Annotated in this window: 18 protein-coding genes; 2 read left to right on the forward strand and 16 right to left on the reverse strand. The window is 69.9% G+C overall.

Going from position 1 to position 15,735, the window contains the following annotated elements; translation table 11 throughout:
- Positions 1 to 97 precede the first annotated feature (97 nt).
- The 7 genes from rplS to ACFWV3_RS13015 form a co-directional block, all read right to left on the reverse strand.
- Entirely contained in the window at positions 98 to 457 is a 360-nt protein-coding gene (gene rplS / locus ACFWV3_RS12985; protein WP_090051001.1) for a 50S ribosomal protein L19, read from the reverse strand.
- Positions 458 to 611: 154 nt separating this feature from the next.
- Positions 612 to 1,358: a tRNA (guanosine(37)-N1)-methyltransferase TrmD gene (gene trmD, locus ACFWV3_RS12990; RefSeq protein WP_382411287.1), complete on the reverse strand. Its 747-nt coding sequence runs from the start codon at positions 1,356 to 1,358 to the stop codon at positions 612 to 614.
- A complete protein-coding gene (gene rimM / locus ACFWV3_RS12995; RefSeq protein ID WP_382411288.1) occupies positions 1,348 to 1,863 on the reverse strand; it encodes a ribosome maturation factor RimM in 516 nt (171 codons plus the stop codon). Before rimM ends, trmD begins: the two co-directional genes overlap by 11 nt.
- A 17-nt stretch (positions 1,864 to 1,880) precedes the next feature.
- A complete protein-coding gene (locus ACFWV3_RS13000; RefSeq protein WP_030468017.1) occupies positions 1,881 to 2,120 on the reverse strand; it encodes an RNA-binding protein in 240 nt (79 codons plus the stop codon).
- Positions 2,117 to 2,557 carry a 30S ribosomal protein S16 gene (gene rpsP, locus ACFWV3_RS13005; RefSeq protein WP_382411289.1) on the reverse strand — a complete coding sequence of 147 codons (441 nt, stop codon included), beginning with the start codon at positions 2,555 to 2,557 and terminating at the stop codon, positions 2,117 to 2,119. The genes ACFWV3_RS13000 and rpsP overlap by 4 nt, the downstream gene beginning before the upstream one ends.
- 124 nt (positions 2,558 to 2,681) lie before the next feature.
- Complete coding sequence (locus tag ACFWV3_RS13010; protein ID WP_382411290.1) at positions 2,682 to 3,413, reverse strand: LamB/YcsF family protein; 732 nt, start codon at positions 3,411 to 3,413, stop codon at positions 2,682 to 2,684.
- Positions 3,413 to 4,189, reverse strand: a complete 777-nt coding sequence (locus tag ACFWV3_RS13015; protein ID WP_382411291.1) for a CPBP family intramembrane glutamic endopeptidase — start codon at positions 4,187 to 4,189, stop codon at positions 3,413 to 3,415. Before ACFWV3_RS13015 ends, ACFWV3_RS13010 begins: the two co-directional genes overlap by 1 nt.
- A 485-nt stretch (positions 4,190 to 4,674) precedes the next feature.
- On the opposite strand from ACFWV3_RS13015, the gene ACFWV3_RS13020 reads away from it, so the two are divergent.
- Positions 4,675 to 5,013: an HIT domain-containing protein gene (locus ACFWV3_RS13020; RefSeq protein ID WP_382411292.1), complete on the forward strand. Its 339-nt coding sequence runs from the start codon at positions 4,675 to 4,677 to the stop codon at positions 5,011 to 5,013.
- Positions 5,014 to 5,016: 3 nt separating this feature from the next.
- On the opposite strand, the gene ACFWV3_RS13025 is transcribed toward ACFWV3_RS13020, so the two are convergent.
- Positions 5,017 to 5,895, reverse strand: a complete 879-nt coding sequence (locus ACFWV3_RS13025; protein WP_382411293.1) for an RNA polymerase sigma-70 factor — start codon at positions 5,893 to 5,895, stop codon at positions 5,017 to 5,019.
- 149 nt (positions 5,896 to 6,044) lie between these two features.
- Here ACFWV3_RS13025 and ACFWV3_RS13030 point away from each other — a divergent pair, with 149 nt between their 5' ends.
- Positions 6,045 to 6,518, forward strand: a complete 474-nt coding sequence (locus tag ACFWV3_RS13030; protein WP_382411294.1) for a carboxymuconolactone decarboxylase family protein — start codon at positions 6,045 to 6,047, stop codon at positions 6,516 to 6,518.
- Here ACFWV3_RS13030 and ACFWV3_RS13035 read toward each other — a convergent pair.
- The 8 genes from ACFWV3_RS13035 to ACFWV3_RS13070 all read right to left on the reverse strand — a co-directional run bounded on the left by ACFWV3_RS13035 (position 6,515) and on the right by ACFWV3_RS13070 (position 15,712).
- Positions 6,515 to 7,570, reverse strand: a complete 1,056-nt coding sequence (locus ACFWV3_RS13035) for an amidohydrolase family protein (RefSeq protein WP_382411336.1) — start codon at positions 7,568 to 7,570, stop codon at positions 6,515 to 6,517. The two genes, ACFWV3_RS13030 and ACFWV3_RS13035, sit on opposite strands and share 4 nt — an antisense overlap.
- Positions 7,571 to 7,572: 2 nt before the next feature.
- Positions 7,573 to 9,129: a signal recognition particle protein gene (gene ffh, locus ACFWV3_RS13040; protein ID WP_382411295.1), complete on the reverse strand. Its 1,557-nt coding sequence runs from the start codon at positions 9,127 to 9,129 to the stop codon at positions 7,573 to 7,575.
- A gap of 26 nt (positions 9,130 to 9,155) precedes the next feature.
- On the reverse strand, positions 9,156 to 9,770 hold the full coding sequence (locus tag ACFWV3_RS13045) for an HAD family hydrolase (RefSeq protein WP_382411296.1): 615 nt from the start codon (positions 9,768 to 9,770) through the stop codon (positions 9,156 to 9,158).
- Positions 9,767 to 10,327 (reverse strand): AAA family ATPase, encoded by a 561-nt coding sequence (locus tag ACFWV3_RS13050; protein WP_382411297.1) that lies wholly within the window; start codon positions 10,325 to 10,327, stop codon positions 9,767 to 9,769. Before ACFWV3_RS13050 ends, ACFWV3_RS13045 begins: the two co-directional genes overlap by 4 nt.
- Positions 10,328 to 10,396: 69 nt before the next feature.
- A complete protein-coding gene (locus ACFWV3_RS13055; protein ID WP_382411298.1) occupies positions 10,397 to 11,410 on the reverse strand; it encodes a hypothetical protein in 1,014 nt (337 codons plus the stop codon).
- 280 nt (positions 11,411 to 11,690) lie between these two features.
- On the reverse strand, positions 11,691 to 14,015 hold the full coding sequence (locus ACFWV3_RS13060) for a [protein-PII] uridylyltransferase (RefSeq protein ID WP_382411299.1): 2,325 nt from the start codon (positions 14,013 to 14,015) through the stop codon (positions 11,691 to 11,693).
- Positions 14,016 to 14,033: 18 nt separating this feature from the next.
- Positions 14,034 to 14,372, reverse strand: a complete 339-nt coding sequence (locus ACFWV3_RS13065) for a P-II family nitrogen regulator (protein WP_382411300.1) — start codon at positions 14,370 to 14,372, stop codon at positions 14,034 to 14,036.
- On the reverse strand, positions 14,369 to 15,712 hold the full coding sequence (locus tag ACFWV3_RS13070) for an ammonium transporter (protein ID WP_382411301.1): 1,344 nt from the start codon (positions 15,710 to 15,712) through the stop codon (positions 14,369 to 14,371). The genes ACFWV3_RS13065 and ACFWV3_RS13070 overlap by 4 nt, the downstream gene beginning before the upstream one ends.
- Positions 15,713 to 15,735 lie beyond the last annotated feature (23 nt).

The following is a 15,735-nucleotide window of genomic DNA, read 5'->3' on the forward strand; positions in this document are numbered from 1 at the left end:
CGACGTAGAGAACATCTCTCCAGACAGGAGTACGCCCCCGCTCCGGTTCATCCGGTGCGGAGGCGTCCTCGAAGTCTTCTGGGCTCGAAGCCACCGGTCAGGAGACCGGACGGGCCTCGCGCTTCTCCTTGATCTTGGCGGCCTTGCCGCGCAGCTCGCGCAGGTAGTACAGCTTGGCGCGACGCACGTCACCGCGGGTGACGACCTCGATCTCGGAGATGTTCGGGGAGTGCACCGGGAAGGTGCGCTCGACGCCGACACCGAAGGAGACCTTGCGGACGGTGAAGGTCTCGCGGATGCCGCCGCCCTGGCGACGGATCACGACGCCCTGGAACACCTGGACGCGCTCGCGCGAGCCCTCGATGACGCGGACGTGAACCTTCAGCGTGTCACCGGCGCGAAAGGCCGGGACGTCGGAGCGCAGCGACTGGGCGTCAAGTGCGTCCAGGATGTTCATCGGTGGTCCTCACGTGTGTCTGTGAACTCCCCAGAGCATGTTCCATGACTGTGCACGACATGATGGGGGTCGGCTTGGAGCGCATGCCGGTACGACAACCGGCTGCGGCAACTGTTCCAGTGTGCCAGACCAGGCACTCCGGAACGAAATCGGGCTATTCGCCACCCTCGCGCAGACGGGCCAGGAAGGCGCGGTCGTGCTTGTCGAACGCGTCGTCCGGCAGCGATTCCAGCAGGTCGGGGCGCCGGTCGAAGGTCCGGGCGAGTGACTGGTCACGCCGCCACCGGTTGATCAGCTTGTGGTTGCCCGACCGCAGCACGTCCGGCACCGCGAGCTCGCGCCACACCTCCGGCCGCGTGTAGCTCGGGCCTTCCAGCAGACCGTCCTGGAACGAGTCCTCGGCGTGCGACTTCGGGTTGCCGAGCACGCCGGGCAGCAGCCGTGCGACCGCTTCCACGATCGCGAGCACCGCCACCTCGCCGCCCACGAGCACGTAGTCGCCGATGGACACCTCGTCGACGCGCACGCGCCGTGCGGCGTCATCGACCACACGCTGGTCAATGCCCTCGTAGCGGCCACACGCGAACACGAGGTGAGACTCCGTCGCGTACTCGTGCGCAACCGCTTGCGTGAACGGACGACCGGCCGGCGTCGGCACGATGAGGCGCGTGGAGTCCGTGCACACGTCGTCGAGCGCGGGACCCCAGATGTCGGCCTTCATGACCATGCCGGGACCGCCGCCGTACGGGCTGTCGTCGACGGCCTTGTGCACGTCCTGGGTCCAGTCGCGCAGGTCGTGCACGCCGACGCTGATCAGGCCCTTGTCGATCGCCTTCCCCAGCAACGCCGCGCGCAGCGGCGCCAGGTACTCGGGGAAGATCGTGACGACGTCAATCTGCATCGAGGAGACCCTCTGGCGGGTCGATCACGACGCGGCCGCCGCGAACGTCCACAGTGGGCACGATCTCGCGCACGAACGGGATCAGCGCCTCGCGCTGGTCGATCAGCACGACCAGCAGCTCGCCGCCGGGCCCGTGGATGATCTCCTTGACCGTGCCGATCCTCGTGCCGTCGACGTGCTCCGCCGCGAGCCCTTCGAGCTCGTGGTCGTAGAACTCGTCGGGGTCGTCGGTCGGCGGCAGGTCGTCGGTGCTGCCCAGCAGCAACGTGCCGCGCAACGCCTCGGCGACGTCACGCGTGACGACTTCCTCGAAACGCACGAGCAGCCGCCCGGCATGAGGCCGGGCGGCTGACACGGTCAGGCTTCGGGACGTGCCGTCGCGCAGCTTCGCCTGGAGCGTGGCTCCCAGCTTGAACCGCAGTTCGGGTGAATCGGTGCGCACGTCGACGGCGAGTTCGCCGGTGATCCCGTGCGCCTTGGCCACACGGCCGACAACGACGTCCATTTGCCCTTGAAGTTCGTTCAGCGGTCGGTGTCGACGACGTCGACCCGCACACCACGACCGCCGATGCCGGCCATCACGGTGCGCAGAGCCGTCGCGGTGCGACCGCCACGACCGATCACCTTGCCGAGGTCGTCCGGGTGGACGTGGACCTCGAGGGTGCGGCCGCGGCGGGTCGTGACGAGGTTCACCCGGACGTCGTCCGGGTGGTCGACGATGCCGCGAACGAGGTGTTCGAGGGCGTCAGCCAACAAACTCACGCCTCGTCCTTGGTCGCCTCGGCGTCAGCCTTGGGCGCGTCGTCCTTCTTGGCGGCCTTCTTCTTCGGCGTGGTCGCCTCGGTCATCGGCTCCTCGTTCGCGGCGGCCAGGGCGGCGGCGAACAGGTCGGCCTTGGAGGTCTTGGGCTCCTTGACCTTCAGCGTGCCCTCGGCGCCCGGCAGGCCCTTGAACTTCTGCCAGTCACCGGTGATCTCCAGCAGGCGCTGGACCGACTCGGTCGGCTGCGCGCCGACGCCCAGCCAGTACTGCGCGCGCTCGGAGTCGACCGCGATGAACGACGGCTCTTCCTTCGGGTGGTACTTGCCGATCGTCTCGATGGCCTTGCCGTCGCGACGGGTGCGCGCGTCGGCGACCACGATGCGGTAGTACGGCTGGCGGATCTTGCCGAGACGCTGAAGCTTGATCTTGACGGCCATTGGCCTGGTACTCCTCGAGAGCTCTGTGTCGATGGTTCGCACGGCCGTGGCCCGGGCAGAGGGGCCGACCACGACGGACAGCGGGCAATTGTGCCAGATGGGGGCCGGTGGATCCGAATCGGGGCTAGGCGAACGGCGTCACGGTGCCCAGCGCCTCTCGCACGGCTCGGGCGTGTTCGACCGCTCCGGGCGTGTCGCCGTGCACGCACAACGACTCCGCGTCGATCTTGATGACGCTGCCGTCCACCGCGACGAGCTCACCGTCGAGGAGCCGCTTGGCGCGTTCGACGACCTGGGCCGTGTCGGTGAGCAGAGCGTTCGGCTGGTTGCGCGGCACGAGGGTCCCCTCGGGCGTGTAACCGCGGTCGGCGAACGCCTCCTGCACGGGCCGAAGACCCGCCTTGGCCGCTTTCGCGAGGAGTTGCGAACCCGGCAGTCCGAGGATCGGCAGGTCCTTGAACGCCTTGGCTCCGTTGACCACCGCTTCGGCCTGCTTCTCGTGGTGCACCGTCGCGTTGTAGAGCGCGCCGTGTGGCTTCACGTACGCGACCTCGGTGCCTGCTGCTCGCGCACACGCGTCGAGCGCACCGATCTGATAGAGCACCTCGTCCGCGAGTTCAGTGGGGTCGGCGTCGATGAAACGCCGTCCGAACCCGGCGAGGTCGCGGTAGGACACCTGTGCGCCGATCCGCACGCCGTTGCGCGCGGCCTCCACACACACCTTGCGCATCGTCGACGGATCGCCGGCGTGGAAACCGCACGCGACGTTCGCGCTGGTGATGACGGTGAGCAGGGCGTTGTCGTCGCCCAGCTTCCAGATGCCGAACCCCTCGCCGAGGTCGCTGTTCAGGTCCATCACATGAGCCCGGCGGAGACGAGCAGGAGCGTGAGGCCCGGCAGGAAGTTGTTCATCACGTGCGCCACTATGCTCGCGCCGAGCCGGCGGGTGATCAGGCGGGCGATGCCGATCGGGATGGCGATGACGAGCAGCAGCGACGTCCGCAGCGGTTCGAAGTGGCTGATCGCGAAGATCACGGTCGTGAGCCCGAAGGCGGCCCAGCGGCTCCAGCCCTGGCGTTCGACGGCGCCCCACAGCAGGCCGCGGTAGATGATCTCCTCGCACACCGGCCCGATGAGACTGACGTAGAGGAACATCGTGATCGCGGCGGCGAGCGGCAGGTTGGCACCGCTCAACAGGTCGCCGACGGCGCTCGTGGCGTTCTGCTCGCCGACGACCTTCGCCCAGACCGTGGCGGCGGAGTAGGTGAGGACGAGCCCGAGGATGCCGAGCTTGAGCCCGGTCGCCAGGTCCTCCTTCGTCATGCTGAACCGGAGGTCGATCCGGGGACCGTTGCCCCGCACGACGGTGATGACGACGGCGGTGCCGGCCGCGAGGACCGTGGGCACGATCGAGCCGATGATGATCAGCGGCACCGAGTCGTACAGGCTCACGCCGAACTGCTTGGCCACGGCCGTGATGAACACGGCGCTCAGGATGAAAACGGCCTCCACCAGGAGGAACGCGCCGAAACCCCAGCGCTGGCCGACCCGCTCCGGCTCCGGGTTGCGGCTGATGTCCCGCACGCTCTCGAGGAAACCGCGCTTGGGCTCCAGGGACTCCGGCTCACTCACGCTCTGCAATCTAGTCACGCCTCGGCTACCTGCCGGTGAACAAACGGCTGCGGCACCCTCATGATCAGCTCACCTCGCGATCGGCGGTGGAGAGGCACCGGGCACTGTCGGTCCCTCGCGATACGCTTGGAGTGGGGACCGCGATCCCCCTTGGGGGACGCTGCCGCCCCCGAATCCGAGGTTACTTTGCGGCACCGACGGAACCGGGCCAAGCGTCTGGCCAAAAGATGGTCAGATCGGGTCCCCGCCGGATGTCCTATCTCCGTTGAACGGATCGGCGTAGGGCGGCGGGGACTAAACCTGGATGACCAGCGTGGGTGACGCCGAGGACTGCGTTGCGTCGTTGTCCGAGGCGGGGTTTCCGGGCGGTTGAACGGGATGGCGGGCGTCGGGTTTGGACGTACGCGGACCGCGCCTCCAGACGCATGCCGAGCGCGGTCCACGAGGCCCCGAAGACCGGACGCTCACGGCTAGCGTGGAGCGGCATGGGGCCTGACTGGTACTGCGACGAGGTGATCCCGGGCCGTGTGGCCGTGGAGGTCCTCGCGAAAACCGGAAGAACGCTCGCCTTCCGCCCGCCGATCCCCGGCTTCGGCACCGACCACGTGATCGTGATCCCCACCCTGCACGTGACCTCGTTGCTCGACCTCGACGACGACCTGGCCGTCGAACTCCTCGGCACCGTCAAGGAAGTCGCGGCGCTGGCCGTCGAGCAGCACGGCGGGTGCCAGGTGCTCACCACGCTCGGCAGCGAGCAGCACAACCGGCACCTGCACTGGCACGTGGCGGTCGGCGAGGGTGTCGCGCGGTTCGTGGCGCGGTGATCGTCACCGCCGCAGCGTCGTCTCCTGGTCCATGTGCGACAGCTTCGCCGGGTTGCGCACCGCGTACAGGCCGCTGATCAGCCCGCCCTCGATCCGCACCGCGACCACGGTGTCGAGCTCACCGTCGAACTTGAACACCAGCGCCGGGTAGCCGTTCACCTGGGCGGACTCCATCGTCCAGCCGGCCACGCGGGTCAGGCCGCCGAGCAGCATGCGCGCCACCTTCGAGGCGCCTACCACCGGGCGTGCCACGGCCTGCTTCACGCCGCCGCCGTCGCCCAGGAACACGACGTCCGGGGCGAGCAGGTCCAGCAGCGCCTGGAGGTCGCCGGTCTCGGTGGCCCGCCGGAACGCGGCCAGGGCGGTGCGGGACTCGGCCTGGGTCACCACCTCGCGCGGGCGGCGGGCTGCCACGTGCGAGCGGGCGCGGTGGGCGATCTGGCGGACCGCGACCGGGGTCTTGTCCACGGCGGACGCGATCTCGGCGTAGTCCAGGTCGAACACCTCGCGCAGGACGAAGACGGCCCGTTCGGTCGGGGTGAGGGTTTCGAGGACCAGCAGCACCGCCATCGAGACGCTGTCGGCCAGTTCCACGTCCTCGGCGACGTCCGGGGCGGTCAGCAGGGGTTCGGGGAGCCAGGAGCCGACGTAGGACTCCTTGCGGCGGCCCAGGGTGCGCAGTCTCGTCAGGGCCTGGCGGGTGACGACGCGGACCAGGTAGGCGCGGTGGTTCTCGACCACGTCGTGCTCCACGTCCGCCCACTTGAGCCACGTCTCCTGCAGCACGTCCTCGGCGTCGGCGGCCGAGCCGAGCATCTCGTAGGCGATCGTGAAGAGCAGGTTGCGGTGGCTGACGAACGAGTCGGTCGCGACGTCCGGCATCGGTCCCCCTCCAGAAACGGGTCTCCCCACGAGACGCCGCCCACCCCGCCGGCGTGACAGTGGCGTGAGTCACAGAGCAGCGGTGTCACAGCCAGAAGCGGTTCGGCATCTCGTGGTCGTCCAGCAAGGCCCACGAGGGAGGAAACCAGATGGAACCCCGATTCGACCTCTTCGGCACCGAGACCGGCGGCAAGCTCGCGAAGCGGTTCGCCGGGCTCGGGCAGGCGGTGCACCAGTCGCCGCTGCCCGCGATCACGGCCGAGCTCGTCAGCCTGCGCGCGAGCCAGCTCAACGGCTGCGGCTTCTGCCTCGACATGCACGTCAAGGAGGCCGTGGCGGCGGGCGAGGACCCGTTGCGGCTGCACCTCGTCGCCGGGTGGCGCGAGACGACGGTGTTCACCGAGGCCGAGCAGGCGGCGCTCGCGTTCACCGAGGAGGGCACGGTGCTCACCCGCGACGGCGTCAGCGACGAGACGTGGGACAACGTCCGCAAGCACTTCGACGACGAGCAGGTCGCCGCGCTGGTGTGCCTGGTCGGGCTCATCAACGCGGCCAACCGGATGGCCGTGATCACGCACCAGAAGGGCGGTGCGTACCAGGCAGGAGCCTTGGCGAACGCCTAGTAGACCCGGCCCCTCAGCATGATCATGCGCGGCGACCGCAGGACCTCGAGGTTCTCGCGGGGGTCCGAGTCGTAGACCACGATGTCCGCGGCCGCGCCCTCGGTCAGCGAGGGGAAACCCAGCCAGGAGCGGGCGTTCCACGACGCGGCGCCGATGGCGTCCGAGGCGCTCATGCCCACGCGGTGCAGCGCGGCGATCTCGTCGACGATGCGGCCGTGCGCGATGCCACCGCCCGCGTCGGTGCCCGCGTAGACCGGCACGCCGGCCTCGATCGCGGACGACACCGTCGTGGCGACGCGGGCGTGCAGGTCGCGCATGTGGTTCGCGTACGCGGGGTACTTACCGGCCTTCTCGGCGATGCCGGGGAACGTCTCGATGTTGATCAGCGTGGGCACCAGGGCGGTGCCTCGGGAGGCCATCAGCGAGATCGTGTCGTCGGTCAGGCCGGTGCCATGCTCGATGCAGTCGATGCCCGCGTTGATCAGGCCGGGCAGCGCGTCCTCGCCGAACACGTGAGCCGTCACGCGAGCACCGGCGTCGTGGGCGACCTTGATCGCCTGCGCCAGCTCGTCATCCGTCCACAGTGGAGCGAGGTCGCCCGCGCCCCGGTCGATCCAGTCGCCGACGAGCTTCACCCAGCCGTCGCCGTACGCGGCCTGCTCGGCCACGGCCGTGGCCAGGTCGGACTCGATCTCCACGCCGATGTGCGGGATGTAGCGCTTCGGCTTGGCGATGTGCCGGCCCGCGCGGATGATCCGCGGCAGGTCCAGGCGCTCCTGCAACGGCGTGGTGTCGATCGGCGCGCCGCAGTCGCGGATCAGCAACGTGCCCGCGGCGCGGTCGGTCAGCGCCTGGTCGACGGCCTCGGGCAGCTCCACGCCGCCCTGCGGGCCCAGGCCGACGTGGCAGTGCGCGTCGACCAGGCCCGGCACGAGGAAGCCGCCGTCGACGACGGTCTGCGATCCCGGCACGGGCTGGGTGCGCACGCGGCCGTTCACGACCCACAGGTCTCGCGGCTCGCCGTCCGGGAGGACGACGCCGCGCAGGTGCATGGTCACTTCTTCTTGTCGTCGCCGTCGAACTTGAACTTCGACGGGTCGAAGCCGGGCGGGAGCTCGTTCATGCCGCCGCCGAGGTTGGGCAGGCCGCCACCGGGGGGCATGCCGGGGAAGCCACCGGGCAGACCGCCGGGCATCCCGGGGAACATGCCGGGCATCCCGCCCTTGACCTTCGGGGGCGTCGGGCCGCGGCCGCCCTTGCCCTTCTTCCCCTTCTTGCCCTTGCGCGTCTTGCTGGGGCCGTAGCCACCCATCCGGCCCGCCATCGACGCCATCATCTTGCGGGCCTCGAAGAAGCGGTTGACCAGGTCGTTGACGTCGCTGACCTTGACGCCCGAGCCGTTCGCGATGCGCAGGCGGCGCGACGCGTTGATCATCTTGGGGTCGTCGCGCTCGGCGGGCGTCATGCCGCGGATGATCGCCTGGATGCGGTCGAGGTGCTTCTCGTCCAGCATCGCGAGCTGGTCCTTCATCTGCCCGGCGCCGGGCAGCATGCCGAGCAGGTTCGCAATCGGGCCCATCTTGCGGATCGCGAGCATCTGCTCCAGGAAGTCCTCGAGCGTGAGCTGACCGGTGTGCAGCTTCGCCGCGGCCTTCTCGGCCTGCTCCTGGTCGAAGTGCTGCTCGGCCTGCTCGATCAGCGTCAGGACGTCGCCCATGCCGAGGATGCGCGAGGCCATCCGGTCGGGGTGGAAGACGTCGAAGTCCTCGAGCTTCTCGCCGTTGGACGCGAAGAGGATCGGCTGGCCGGTGATCTCGCGGACCGACAGCGCGGCACCACCGCGGGCGTCGCCGTCGAGCTTGGTGAGCACGACACCGGTGAACCCGACGCCGTCGCGGAACGCCGTGGCCGTGTTGACCGCGTCCTGACCGACCATGGCGTCGACCACGAACAGGACCTCGTCCGGGTTGACCGCGGCCCGGATGTCGACGGCCTGCTGCATCATCTCCTCGTCGACGCCCAGCCGGCCGGCCGTGTCGACGAGGACGATGTCGTGCTGCTTCGCCTTGGCCTCGGCGATGCCGCGGCGCGAGACGTCGACGGGGTTGCCCACGCCGTTGCCGGGCTCGGGCGCGAACACGGGCACCCCCGCGCGCTCACCGACGACCTGGAGCTGCGTGACGGCGTTCGGGCGCTGCAGGTCGGCGGCGACGAGCAGCGGCGTGTGCCCCTGGCCCTTCAGCCACTTCGCGAGCTTGCCGGCGAGCGTCGTCTTACCGGCACCCTGCAGACCCGCCAGCATGATCACCGACGGCGGGTTCTTCGCGAGGTTCAGCCGCCGCGTCTCGCCGCCGAGGACGTTGACGAGCTCCTCGTTGACGATCTTCACGACCTGCTGCGCCGGGTTCAGCGCCTGGTGGACCTCCGCGCCCTTGGCGCGTTCCTTCACCTTGGCGATGAAGCCGCGCACAACGGGCAGCGCGACGTCGGCCTCGAGCAGCGCGACCCTGATCTCGCGCGCGGTGGCGTCGATGTCGGCGTCGCTGAGCTTGCCCTTGCCGCGAAGGCCCTGGAGGACCGTGGTCAGCCGGTCGGAAAGCGTGGAGAACACGCCCTCCAGACTAGCCAACCTCGCGTTCACCCGATCCCGTGGCTCGCCAGCGCCTCCAGCAGGACCGGCTCACGGCGTCCGACCGGAGCAGTGGAGATCTGCGCGAACGTCAGCCCGGCCGCCACCGCGGCCCCGTCCGACACCGGGTCGTCACCGACGTAGAGGCACTCCGCCGGCTCGACGTCCAGCCGCACGCAGGCCGCCTCGAAGGCCCGCACCGAGGGCTTGGAGAAGGCGATCTCGAACGACAACGCGAACGCGTCGACCACCAGCGACTCGCGGGCGAACACCGGGCGGATGTCCCACGAGATGTTGCTCAGCACCCCGACCTTCAGCGGCCGCACGACGGACAGGGCGTCGGCCGTGTCCGCGTACGGCAGCCAGAACGCCGGGTTGTGCAGGCGCTGGAAGAGGTCGTTCGTCATCGACAGCCCTGCCAGCCGGAACAGGGTCAGGTAGGCCGAGCGGTTCGCCAGCGCCGTGAGGTCGCGAGCGGCCCACACGGCGCGTTCGGCGGCGTTCATGCGTGCGATGTACGGGGCGGGCGCTCTCAGCACCGCGAGGTGTTCGGGTGTCAGCCATCGGTAGGTGGGACGCCCGAACAGGGTGCCTGCGAAGTCGAAGACGACAGCCTTGATCACGACACCATGATGCGCAGACCACCCGAGGTTCCCGCACGGGTGAGCAGCGTCACGCCGGCGAACCCGAACGGCACCCAGCCCGCCTCGAACTGCGAGCGCATCGACGAGCCGCGGCGGACGTGTCGCTCGAACGAGTGGGTGCGCACGACGCGGCGGCGGGCGATCTGGCCGTCGAGGGCCTGGGCCGCCGAGGCGTCCAGCCACAGGAAGTGGCGGGAGCGCCCCGACAGCAGGCCGGCGAGCACCAGCATGAACCGCGTGCCGGGCCTGGTGGACGGTTCGTGCACGACCAGCAGGCCCTGGCAGAACAGCGCCGCCCAGAACACGCGCACCCGGTGTGTCAGGTGCACGAGCGGGCGCCAGAACTTGTACGGCAGGCGCACGCGCGGCTCGAGCCACGTGCGCACCTGGTCGGAGTCGAGGACGGTGACCGGCTCGTCGGCGTCCAGGCGCGTGAGCAGCGTCGTCTTGCCCGCGCCGGGGATCCCGGCGAGGACGACGAGCGAGCGCGGCCTCACCTGGACGGTGGCGATCTGCGTGTTCAACACGGCGGTCATGTCCTAGAAGACGTCTTGACCTTCCCTCTCGTTCAGTCTCGCGCGAATTCCGACAAAATGCACAGCTTCCTAGCGCCAGACGACGGCGTGCGACGTGCCGTTCGAGAAGTTCGCGACCCCGATGACCTGGCCGACCTCGCTCAACCCGGACACGTTGTGACGCGTGGCACCGGAGACCCCCGGCAGCAGCGTCTGCGTGCCACTCATGTCCCAGGTCGCGGCGGACGTGCCGACCGTGCCCGCGACGACGCCGGAGTTGTTCACCTCGGCCGCGCTCGACGGCGACGCCGCCAGCGGTGCGCCGGTGCCGCCGAACGTGTCCCAGCGGTACGCCTGCGACGACAGCTCGCCGACCGTCCAGCCGTTGTCGCTGAGGTCGTACGGCCGCGCCCCGGAGCCCAGCGCGATCTTGGTGCCGTTGCGCGACCACTGCACGCCGTTGGAACCGACGGTCCCGGTGGCGTCGGCGAGCTGGTTGGCGCCGAGCAGCGTGCCGCTGTCGAGCACGGTCCGCACTCCGGAGGCGTTCCACCGGACGACGTCGCTGCCCGAGGTGCCGACCACCCAGCCGGCACCCGTCACGTGCAGGCCGATGCCCGCGCCGAGCAGCGTCGCGCCACCGGTCGAGTCCCACAGCACGGCCTGCGGCACGCCGTTGATCGTCGCCGTGCCCGAGACGGTGCCGGAGTCGTTGACGTCGTAGGCGACCGAGCTCGTCGCGCCCGCCACGGTCAGCTGCACCAGCGCGCCGGACGGGTTCCACTTCACCGCCTGGGTCTGGCCGGCCGACGTGACCGCGTACCCGACCACGACGCTGTTGCTGTTGATGGCGCCCGCCCACGAGTCGAACCCGAGGTCGGCGAGCTTGCGGATCCCGTCGAACCGGTCCCAGCGCACGGCGTGCTGGCTCGTGCCCGATCCGTAGGAGACACCGGCGATCGTGCCGGAGTCGTTGATGTCGGCCGCGGTGCTGCGCAGGTCACCCGGCAGCGTGCCGAGGTCCTCCACGGCGAGTGCGGCGGCCTGAGCGGTGGCCGGGATGATCAGGGCAGCCGCGACGGCGGCGACCAGTGCGATCCTCAACGTTCTTCCTCCCCAGTCAGAACAACGAGAACTCGACCCTGCCCGGACCTCGCGGAGGTTGTCCAGGAAGCTGTCTCGTTGTCATGCGAGGAGGAACGCGGCGGCGGTGCGAGTGCGCGGTGCCTCCCCCGGCGCCGTCACTCGTCACCACCGCCTCTGCCCGTCCCGGAAGCGGTCCACCCCTCGAGGACGCTTCCCGGACACCACGAAGACTGCCGCGTTCCGCGTCCGTTCAGGAGCGTGAGCACCCGGAGAGGTTGTGCGTAGTGCTACTCAACCTCTACCTGGCCGCTTCCAGCACCGCCCGCTCGATCCGCTTCTTGTCGAGCTGGTCGCACGTGATGCTGAACGAGTCGACGACAGTCGCGCCCAATGTCGACACACGCGCCCACTGCACGTCCACGCCGCACTGCTCCAATGCGGCGGCAACGCGGTGCAGCAGCCCGATCCGGTCCGCGGCACGCAGTTCCAGCACCACGGCACCGGTCGCCTCGTCGTCGAACCAGAGCACCCGGGAAGGCGGCGGGTCGAGCGGCGGACCGCCGTAGTCGCGTTCCTTCGCGGCGAGCTTGTCCGCCAACGGCAACGAGCCCTCGATCGCCCTGGAGAGCTGTTCGCGCAGCAGCGACGCGTCCGGCAGCGACCCGAACCGCGGCGACACCGTGAACGCGTCCACCGTCGCCCCGCCGTGCGAGCGCAACGTCGCCGCGTGCACCTCCAGCGAGTTCAGCGCGAGCACGCCGGCCGCCTTGGACAGGACTCCCGGACGGTCCGGCGCGAACACCGTCACGACCGCCGCGTGGTCCTGCTTCTGCAGCAGCACCTCCGACTTCCCCGACACCGCTACGCGTTCCGCCGCCTCGACGTGCGCGGGGTCGAGCGGTTCCTGCTTGGGCAACGCCTCCCCCGCCATCGCCTTGCGGCAGCGGTTGACCAGGTCGGTCATCAGCGCGGCCTTCCAGTCCGTCCACACGCCCGGCCCCGTCGCGAGGGAGTCGGCCTCGGCCAGCGCGTGGAGCAGCTCGAGCAGGATCGCGTCGCCGCCGAGCGTCTCGACCACGCGGTGCACGGTTGCCTCGTCCTCGACGTCGCGACGGGTCGCGGTGTGCGGCAGCAGCAGGTGGTGGCGGACCATCATCGACAACGTCTCGACGTCCTGCGGCCACAGCCCGATCCGCTCCCCGATCTGCGTCGCCAGCGCGGCGCCGACCTCGGAGTGGTCCTGCTGCCGGCCCTTGCCGATGTCGTGGACGAGCGCGCCCAGCAGCAGCAGGTCCGGGCGCGACACCGTGGTCGCGAGCCTGGCCGCGTGCGCGACCGCCTGCACCAGGTGCCGGTCGACCGTCCACATGTGCGCGGCGTCGCGCGGCGGCAGGTCCCGCACCGCACCCCACTCGGGGAACAGGCGGCCCCACAAACCCGTGCGGTCCAACGCTTCCACGACGTCCACGAGCCCGTTGCCGCTGCCCAGCAACGCCAGCAGCTCCTCGCGGGCCTCGCGCGGCCACGGCTGGCGCAGCTCCGGCGCCGAGTCCGCGAGCCGGGTCAGCGTCCCGGACGCGATCGGGTGCTTGCTGCGTGCAGCCGCCGTCGCGACACGCAACAACAACGCCGGATCACGGCTGGGGATCGCGTCACGGGCGAGGGAAACCTCAGACCCGTGCAGCACAACGCCTTCGTCCAACGGACGACGCTGGGGCTGTCCTCTGAGGAACGCCCCGAGCCCACGCTTCGGTGCAGCCGCACGGGCCGTGCGCATCCCCACGTCGAACGCGTACACGACCGTCCGTGCGGCCGAGGAGAGCGAACGGGCCAAAGCAAACCGGTCGGCCAGCCCGAGCGCGGAAGCCACCTCGTCACCGTCTTGCGCCCGCAGCACGTCACGGGGTTTCCGCGCCACACGGCGGAGTTCGGTGCGCACGTCCAGAAGGAACTTGCGGGCCTCGCCGACGTCGGTGGACGGCCGGTCGACCACCTGCGCGATCGACAGCGCGTCCAGGATGGTGATGTCCCGCAACCCGCCGCGGCCGTGCTTGAGGTCGGGTTCGACGCGGTGGGCGATCTCGCCGCTGCGGCCCCAGCGCTTCTGCGACGACTCGGAGATCTCGTCGAGCCGGTTGCGCACGTTGCCGCGCCACGCCTGCCGCGCGCCGTCGGCGAGCTTCTGCGACACCTCGGGGTCGCCGGCGATGTGCCGGATGTCCAGCAGCCCCAGCGCGGTCCGCAGGTCACCCGCGGCGACCCGGAGCGCCTCGCCGACCGTGCGGACGGAGTGGTCGAGGCCGATGCCGGAGTTCCACAGCGGGTACCAGAGCTTCTCGGCGACCGCGTCGACGTTCTTGACGTTGTTGTGCACCAGGACCAGGTCGAGGTCGGAGTAGGGCACGAGCTCACGCCGCCCCAGCCCGCCGACCGCCACGAGCGCGATACCCGATCCGGATATCCCCGCTCCCCCCGCGTGTTTGGTCAACCAGAACTCGTGCAGGTCCACGAGTGCCTCGCGCAGAGGTTCGGCGGCCAAGCGACGACGACCTGGCACGAGCAGCCGTTCGCGCGCTCGCACCAGGTCGTCAGCCGTGACGACGGCCGTTTCGTTGTTCTCCACGGACCGTCTCCTCAGTTGTTACAGCGCATCCGTTCCACGCTCGCCGGTGCGGACGCGCACGACGGTGTCGACCGGAGTGACCCAGACCTTGCCGTCACCGATCTTGCCGGTGCGGGCGGCCTCGACGACCGCCTCCAGCACCTTGTCGACGGCGGCGTCGTCGATGACGACCTCGATCTTGATCTTGGGGACGAAGTCCACCGAGTACTCGGCGCCGCGGTAGACCTCGGTGTGGCCCTTCTGGCGGCCGTAGCCCTGCACCTCGCTGACGGTCATGCCGAGCACCCCGAGCTGTTCGAGGGCGCCCTTCACGTCGTCGAGCGTGAACGGCTTGATGATCGCGGTGACCAGCTTCATGACTTGTTGCTCCCCTCGAGGACCGCGGTCGCGCCCGCGGCCACGCTCGGCTTGCCGACACCACGAGCGCCGGTCAGGCTGCCGTACTCGTAGGCGCGCTCGGCGTGCTCAGCTTCGTCGATGCTGGCGACCTCCGCCTCCTCGGTGGCGCGGAAGCCGACCGTGAACTTCACCAGGTAGCCCAGGGCCAGGCTCAGCACGAACGAGTAGCCGAGCACCGCGAACGCGCCGACCGCCTGGCGCCACAACTGGTCGAAGCCGCCGCCGTAGAAGAGGCCGTTGACCTTGGCGGGCGCCGCCTCGCTCGCGAAGAGACCGATCAGGATCGTGCCGGACAGGCCACCGACGAGGTGCACGCCGACGACGTCGAGCGAGTCGTCGAAGCCGAAGCGGTACTTGAGCGACACGGCCAGGGCGCAGAGGACACCGGTGATCGCGCCGACCGCGATGGCACCGATCGGGGTGACCGACGAGCAGGCGGGCGTGATGGCGACCAGGCCGGCGATGACACCCGACGCGGCGCCGAGCGTGGTGGCCTTGCCGTCGCGGATGCGCTCCGTCAGCAGCCAGCCGAGCATCGCGGCGCAGGTGGCGACGGTCGTGTTGATGAACGTGACGCCCGCGGTGCCGTTGGCGCCGAGAGCGGAACCGGCGTTGAACCCGAACCAGCCGAACCACAGCAGACCGGCGCCGAGCACGACCAGCGGCAGGCTGTGCGGCTTCATGGGCTCCTTCGGCCAGCCGACGCGCTTGCCGAGCACGATGGCGAGCGCGAGACCCGCGGCACCGGCGTTGATGTGCACCGCCGTACCACCGGCGAAGTCGATCGCGAGGAGCTTGTTGGCGATCCAGCCGCCGGGGTCGGTGACGTTGCCGTCCTTGTCCTTGTCGGCGAAGTCGAACACCCAGTGCGCGACCGGGAAGTAGACGATCGTGGCCCACAGGCCGGCGAACAGCAGCCACGGGCCGAAGCGGGCGCGGTCGGCGATGGCGCCGGAGATCAGCGCGACCGTGATGATCGCGAACATCGCCTGGAACGCCACGAACACCGTGCTCGGGATCTTGCCGAACAGCGATTCGGCAGCCAGCAGCCCGTTGAGGCCGAAGTGCTCGAACGGGTTGGCCAGCAGGCCTCCGCCGACGTCTCCGCCGAATGCCATCGAGTACCCGAACAGCACCCAGAGGACACCGACCACGGCCATGGCACCCAAGCTCATCATCATCATGTTGAGCACGCTCTTCGAACGGACCATGCCTCCGTAGAAGAAGGCAAGGCCCGGCGTCATCAGCAGCACCAAGGCGGCGCTGGTGAGCACCCAGGCGGTGTCCCCTGTATCCACTTCGACCTCCACTGCACGTCGGT

It is taken from the genome of Lentzea sp. NPDC059081, from assembly GCF_042738015.1.
Lineage (GTDB): Bacteria > Actinomycetota > Actinomycetes > Mycobacteriales > Pseudonocardiaceae > Lentzea.

Coding starts and splice junctions, on each gene's coding strand:
- trmD (WP_382411287.1), bottom strand. CDS start 1,358: ATGCAGATTGACGTCGTCACGATCTTCCCCGAGTACCTGGCGCCGCTG.
- ACFWV3_RS13050 (WP_382411297.1), bottom strand. CDS start 10,327: ATGACCGCCGTGTTGAACACGCAGATCGCCACCGTCCAGGTGAGGCCG.
- ACFWV3_RS13065 (WP_382411300.1), bottom strand. CDS start 14,372: ATGAAGCTGGTCACCGCGATCATCAAGCCGTTCACGCTCGACGACGTG.
- rpsP (WP_382411289.1), bottom strand. CDS start 2,557: ATGGCCGTCAAGATCAAGCTTCAGCGTCTCGGCAAGATCCGCCAGCCG.
- ACFWV3_RS13035 (WP_382411336.1), bottom strand. CDS start 7,570: ATGCACCTGCGCGGCGTCGTCCTCCCGGACGGCGAGCCGCGAGACCTG.
- ACFWV3_RS13030 (WP_382411294.1), top strand. CDS start 6,045: ATGGAACCCCGATTCGACCTCTTCGGCACCGAGACCGGCGGCAAGCTC.
- ACFWV3_RS13010 (WP_382411290.1), bottom strand. CDS start 3,413: ATGGACCTGAACAGCGACCTCGGCGAGGGGTTCGGCATCTGGAAGCTG.
- ACFWV3_RS13020 (WP_382411292.1), top strand. CDS start 4,675: ATGGGGCCTGACTGGTACTGCGACGAGGTGATCCCGGGCCGTGTGGCC.
- rimM (WP_382411288.1), bottom strand. CDS start 1,863: ATGGACGTCGTTGTCGGCCGTGTGGCCAAGGCGCACGGGATCACCGGC.
- rplS (WP_090051001.1), bottom strand. CDS start 457: ATGAACATCCTGGACGCACTTGACGCCCAGTCGCTGCGCTCCGACGTC.
- ACFWV3_RS13025 (WP_382411293.1), bottom strand. CDS start 5,895: ATGCCGGACGTCGCGACCGACTCGTTCGTCAGCCACCGCAACCTGCTC.